The following is a 2,806-nucleotide window of genomic DNA, read 5'->3' on the forward strand; positions in this document are numbered from 1 at the left end:
ACGGTGCTGGTGCCGCGCCCGCACCGGAGCAGCCCGCCGCGTCGGGCCAGCCGGGCACGTCCGCCCAGTCCGACGACCCGGGCACGGGGCAGCCCACGGACGGCGGAACCGACGGCTCCGCCCCCGGCGCCCCCCAGCCCGGTGACCCCGTCGTGGACCCGGGGCAGCCCGGTGCGTCGGCGCCCACCACCACGCAGCCCACCGAGGGGGCGCCCACCTCGTCGCCCACCCCGTCCGGCGGCACCGTGTCCGCCCCGGGGGATCCCGCGCCCACCGACCCCACGGCGCCGGCCCCCACCGACACCGCGCCGGCCACGGACGAGCCCGACCCCACCGACTCGGCCCCGGCCACGGAAGAGCCCAGCCCCACCGACTCGGCCCCGACCACGGACGAGCCTGACCCCACCGACTCCGCCCCGACCCCCTCGGACAGCGGGCCCGGCGACCCGACCGACCCCTCCAGCACGAGCCCCACCGACGGCCCCAGCCCGAGCCCCAGCGAGTCCGGCCCCACCAGCCCGGACGAGGGCTGGAGCGACTGGTACCACTACGGCGACGCCGCCGAGCAGAAGTACGCCCTGCTGCCCGGCGAGCCCGGCCGGGACGTCGTGGTGCTCGTGCACGGCGGCGGCTGGGTGGGCGGCCGCGCCGACGCGTTCATGGACGAGTCCTCCCGCAAGAACCGGGTGGTGCAGCGTCTGCACGACCAGGGCCTGTGGGTGGCCACCGTGGAGTACCGCAAGGCCGACGAGCACCCCTGGCCGGCCACCAAGGACGACGTGCACGCCGGCGTGACCGCTGCGGTGAAGAAGGCCCGCAGCCAGGGCGCCGGCCGGCAGGTGGGCCTCTTCGGCGACTCGGCCGGGGGCCACCTCGTGGCGCTGGAGTCGGCCACGCACCCGGGCACGGTCGACGCCGTGGTCGGCTACTTCGGCATCTACGATCCGCTCACCGGCAAGAAGCAGCGCCGGGCCATGGGCTGCCCGAAGGCCACGGCCGCCGAGGACCACATCCTCATGCACGACGCCACCGACCCCGCCGTGCGCGACCGGCTGCGCCGCACCGCCTCGCCCGTAGCCCTGGCCAGCCCGAGGACGGCCCCCACCTACCTGCTGCACGGCGACGCCGACTGCGTGGCCCCCGCCGCCCAGTCACGCCAGATGCACGAGGCCCTGCGCGACAAGGGCGTCGACTCCCGCCTCGACGTGGTGCCCGGCGCCGACCACTCCCAGCCGGCCTTCTGGACCGGGGACCGCCACCTGGGCCGGGTGGCCTCCTGGTTCGCCGACCACGGCGTGGACTGAGGCGCGTTGGTGCGGTCGGGCCCGCATCGGCCGGTAGTGTCCGGAGAATGATCCGACGCACCCTGCGTGATTTGCCCGCCATCAAGTGGCGTGACGAGAAAATCAACGAGTGGCGCGAGCTCGCCCGTCAGCAGAAGGCCGAGCTCCGCGAGGCCCGGGCCGAGATCGAGCGCCTCCGCGGTGCCTCGGCCGGCGTCACCGGAGTGGAGCCCGGCGACGACCTCGACGGCGCCACCCTCACCCGCGACAAGCCCGGCACCCTGCCGCGCGCCGAACTCTCCCGCCGTCAGGTCAAGGCCCTGAACGATGCCGGGTACCCCGGCACCGTCGGCGCCGCCCCGGGCGACGCGCGCGCCTACCCGAGCTTCGTGGACCACCTCTACGAGGCCCGCCGCCGCCGGATGCACCTGCAGAGCCAGGGCCTGCGCAACCACCCGCGCAGCGCCATCCCCAAGAAGCTGCAGAACCTGGCCCTGGGTGCCAGCCACGGCGTGCAGCCGCCCAATGTGCTGCGCATCTGGACCCGCAAGAACGAGATCGACCTCTCGGAGCTGCCCGAGGAGTTCGTCATCAAGTCCAACGGGGGCGCGGGCTCGCGCGGGGTGTATCCGCTGCGCCGCGTGGACGCCGCCCGCGACCTCTACGAGGTCAACGACACCACACGCCGCCGGATCACCGGGGCCGAGGTGGTCAGGAACCTCACCACCGACCGCAAGCTGCTGGGCCCCTGGTTCGCCGAGGAGATGCTGGTGGCCGACGTGGGCGACGACCCGCTGCCCGCCGACATCAAGATCTACGCCTTCTACGGCGAGGTGGGCTACGGCTTCGCGCGCCGCGCCCCCATGCACCGGGGCGCGCAGGGCTGGCAGGAGAACCTGCAGTTCCGCTACTTCGACGCCCAGTGCCGCGACATCCCGCTGCGCCGCGACCCGGCCTCGCAGACCGACATCCCCTTCTCCCCGAAGCTGCCGCAGATGGTGGAGTTCGCCAAGGTGCTCTCCAAGGCCGTTCCCCTGCCCTTCGTGCGCGTGGACCTCTACGGCACCACCCGCGGCATCGTGATGGGGGAGATCACCCTGGTGCCCGGTGGCAGCCAGCACGTCTTCCCGCTGGAGGACGCGCGCCTGGGCCTGATGTGGGAGGAGGCCGAGATGCGTCTGCAGATCGACCTGGCCAACAACGGCCGGCCCTTCCGCAACATCGCCGGTGACCACCCGGTGCCGGAGATCCTGCGGCCCTACCTGCCCCAGGCCGACTGAGCGGCGCCCTCCCCCCGCGGGAGGGCGGCGCGGTGGTGCGCGGCGGCCTACCCTGCACCCATGCTCCGACAGACGCTGCGGGACCTGCCCGCCATCAAGTGGCGTGACGAGAAGATCGCCGAGTGGCGCGAGACCGCCCGCACCGAGAAGGCCGCCCGCCGCGCCGCCGAGCAGCGTGCGGCCGAGCTCGAGGGCAGCGCCACCGCCCGGGCGCGGTCCGCCGAGACGCTCGAGGCCCGCCTG

The 2,806-nt window shown here is 74.6% G+C and carries 3 protein-coding genes; all 3 read left to right on the forward strand.

Annotated features, from left to right (window positions below):
- Positions 1–1,304, forward strand: a 1,304-nt coding sequence (locus HMPREF3099_RS02685) for an alpha/beta hydrolase (RefSeq protein WP_083323428.1), incomplete at its 5' end; no start/stop codon positions are given.
- Between the two features lie 47 nt (positions 1,305–1,351).
- Positions 1,352–2,563 carry an ATP-grasp fold amidoligase family protein gene (locus HMPREF3099_RS02690; RefSeq protein ID WP_083323429.1) on the forward strand — a complete coding sequence of 404 codons (1,212 nt, stop codon included), beginning with the start codon at positions 1,352–1,354 and terminating at the stop codon, positions 2,561–2,563.
- Between the two features lie 60 nt (positions 2,564–2,623).
- On the forward strand, positions 2,624–2,806 hold a 183-nt coding region (locus HMPREF3099_RS02695), incomplete at its 3' end, for a hypothetical protein (protein ID WP_141761950.1).

The organism is Kytococcus sp. HMSC28H12 (assembly GCF_001816045.1).
Taxonomy (GTDB): domain Bacteria; phylum Actinomycetota; class Actinomycetes; order Actinomycetales; family Dermatophilaceae; genus Kytococcus; species Kytococcus schroeteri.

What these genes read in the sequence shown, in the direction of transcription:
- HMPREF3099_RS02690 (WP_083323429.1), top strand. Translation starts at nt 1,352, where the DNA reads ATGATCCGACGCACCCTGCGTGATTTGCCCGCCATCAAGTGGCGTGAC.